This window comes from Wolbachia endosymbiont of Pentalonia nigronervosa, assembly GCF_014534705.1.
Taxonomy (GTDB): domain Bacteria; phylum Pseudomonadota; class Alphaproteobacteria; order Rickettsiales; family Anaplasmataceae; genus Wolbachia.
In genome coordinates this window covers 1-2,766 of sequence record NZ_JACVWV010000110.1, presented here as the reverse complement: position 1 = coordinate 2,766, position 2,766 = coordinate 1, and the positions used below count along the sequence as shown (strand labels likewise).

3 protein-coding genes are annotated in these 2,766 nt (G+C 34.6%); all 3 read left to right on the top strand.

What is annotated here, in order from left to right; genetic code table 11:
- Positions 1 to 161: 161 nt before the first annotated feature.
- The 3 genes from IC220_RS06840 to IC220_RS06830 are packed head-to-tail and all read left to right on the top strand — an operon-like array spanning position 162 to position 2,463.
- Positions 162 to 497, top strand: coding sequence for a GPW/gp25 family protein (locus tag IC220_RS06840; RefSeq protein WP_188153708.1), 336 nt, complete (start codon positions 162 to 164; stop codon positions 495 to 497).
- A gap of 2 nt (positions 498 to 499) precedes the next feature.
- Positions 500 to 1,291: a baseplate assembly protein gene (locus tag IC220_RS06835; RefSeq protein ID WP_188153707.1), complete on the top strand. Its 792-nt coding sequence runs from the start codon at positions 500 to 502 to the stop codon at positions 1,289 to 1,291.
- Positions 1,291 to 2,463 carry a phage tail protein gene (locus IC220_RS06830; protein WP_188153706.1) on the top strand — a complete coding sequence of 391 codons (1,173 nt, stop codon included), beginning with the start codon at positions 1,291 to 1,293 and terminating at the stop codon, positions 2,461 to 2,463. Before IC220_RS06835 ends, IC220_RS06830 begins: the two co-directional genes overlap by 1 nt.
- The last annotated feature ends 303 nt before the right edge of the window (positions 2,464 to 2,766 follow it).

Below are 2,766 nucleotides of genomic sequence, written 5' to 3'. Positions count from 1 at the left end.
GAATACCTTGAACTTGACGGATCCAATATTCACGTTGCACAGTATTTAACGCAGCTTCCTCCCAAAGAAATCCTTGAGAAGAGACTAAAAAAGGCTATCACTATAGCACGTGAGAAATACGAACGACTCCAAGTACTAAGTCAGGAAAAGTGAAAGAATGTATGCAAGGAATGAATGCAAATACTGGAAAAAAGTTAGAGGGAATAGAGCATTTAAAACAATCGATAGCTGATATACTGACCACACCGATAGGCAGCAGAATCATGAGAAGGGATTATGGCTCAAGGTTGTTTGAGTTGGTTGATAGGCCAGTAACCCGTGATTTTTCCTTGGAAATTTATGCAGCAGTAGCAGAAGCTCTACAAAAGTGGGAAAGAAGGTTTAAATTGGAAAAGGTAAAAGTAACAGAAATAAAAGAAGGAAGAGTGACCATTGCACTTGAAGGTATTTATCTTTCAGAGGGTAAATTCATAAATATTAGCGGAATAGTTGTTTAGAAATGCAGACACCTAATGTTATTGAAAAACTGAGCTACGAAGAAATTTTTTCACGGATGAAGGAGGAACTAATCCACCGTGATGCAAGTTTTACTGCCTTGGTTGAGAGTGATCCAGCAATGAAAATTTTAGAAGTGGCAGCATGGCGTGAATTGTTACTGAGACAGAGAATAAATGAAGCAGCAAAAGCAAATTTACTGAAGTTTGCAGAAGGAGCAGATCTCGACCACTTAGCTGAATTTTATGGAGTAGAAAGAAAAGATGAAGAAAATGATGAAAGTTTTAGAAAAAGAATAAAAGCAAAAATAAAAACAGGTGGAAGTAAGGAACATTATAAGTACCATGCATTGTCAGCAGATACAAGAGTTAAAGATGCGTTAGTGGAATCACTGGTACCAGGAAAGGTGCAAATTTCAATTTTATCCACGGAGTTATTAACAGATATAGAAGAATTGCTCAATATAGTAAAAAAACAAGTTACTAGAGATGATATAAGGATATTAACCGATACTATAGAAGTGGTAAATTGCAATATTGTTGAGATAGATATCCACAGTAAGATCACAGCAGTATCAGAAGATATAATTAAAGTGGCAAAGAAGCAATTTATAGAAAAGTTTGAAGCAAGCAAAAGACTTGGTTGGAGTGTTACAAAATCATGGATTATAGCAAATTTGTTTGTAGAAGGGGTAGAAAATATAGAGTTGATAGAACCTCAAGAAGACGTTGTAATAAAGGGAAATGAATGTGCAATACTTGGCAATCTAAAAATCGAGTTAATGGGAAAAGGCTAATGTTATTACCACCAAATGCGACAAAACAAGAAAAAGCATTAGTTGAAGCGATAGACTATAGAGTAGATCCAAGAAGCATAAGAGGATTTAAGTTTAATCTTAAAGATGAAATATTGCCGTGTCTAATAGAGGAGTATGGCCTAGAAGAAATTTTGCTGTGGGTAAAAGACAAAAAGAAGGCTATAAAAGAAGGAGTAGAATTTCAGCGGTTAAGAGGAACACCTGCATCTTTAAAAATAGCTCTGAAATGGGCAAACATAGATGACATTACAATTATTGAAGAGCCACCCGGAAAGCATTTTTTTGAACTGCAAATAGGTATTCAAGATGTGCCAAATGACTTTTTTGTGGATGCAGTAATAGAGTTGGCAAAACTATCACTACCGGCAAGATCGCGGCTAATGCGGATTTTTAATGACCTATATAACGCCCAAAGGTTCATGTTGGATGAAAGCATATTTGGTGACTTACTGTCTGATTATTCAGGGGTAAAAGTAGCAAAAGAAGGACCAGTGCTGTCATTTGGTCGAAAGAATGCATTTGAGTTGAAAATCGCTAATCCAAGTTTCAAATTTGGTACATTTAGAGCTTATTATGAAAGAAATTACAGTAGCGATTTATATCGTTTAGATATAGCAATACTGGGGGAAACAGAGCCACACACAAAGAACTATAATGGCATATATGAGAGAAATCATCTGTGGTACAATTTCAAAGCATTATATCCTATCCAACAGCACTTACTTCCACCAATTAAGTTTGCTAAAGCACAGGTGGTATTATCAGATAGTTGGAAGTTGGGAGAAATAAACGCTTGTTTTCCGGTTACGAGTGTAGAAGAAGAAGGAGGTGGGTTGTATTTAAGTGATAACAAACTATCTGAACAAACTTGGAATTTAAAATATAAGCCAATTTTAGAAAGATTCAGCATTACTTATCGCTATGATGTAAAGAATTTTACTGATCAAAAAATAATAGAATCAAATTTTACAGAATATCACGTTAATTGTGAAAATGATAAAAATTCAGAACAAAAAGATTCAATTCATGAACTAGCAAACCACATATTAGTATTTTATCCAGGAGTTTTGACCTGGCACGAGCACAAGCATCTAAATAGATCTTGGAGCAATGAACAGCCCATTTGTTATCATATTAATGATATAAGTTAATATTGTAGCACATGTTAAAAAACAGATAATACTCCATCTTTGATTGTAATAATGACTTTACTTTACTCGCATAGATAGAGCATAATCAAGTAATAGCAGTAAATAAAAGAAATGGAGGTGCTGCTAGAATTTTTATCAAAAGGAGGTAAAATGGCACAGAAAAGAATAAGATACAACAAAGAAACGAGGAATGATTTTCAGAAGGCACTAAGGAAATTAAAGAAAAAATCATATGAAGGGATAAATGAAAAAGGAAAAAGTGGAGACACAATTTTGCATCAAGCAGCAGGAATAGCGAATCAA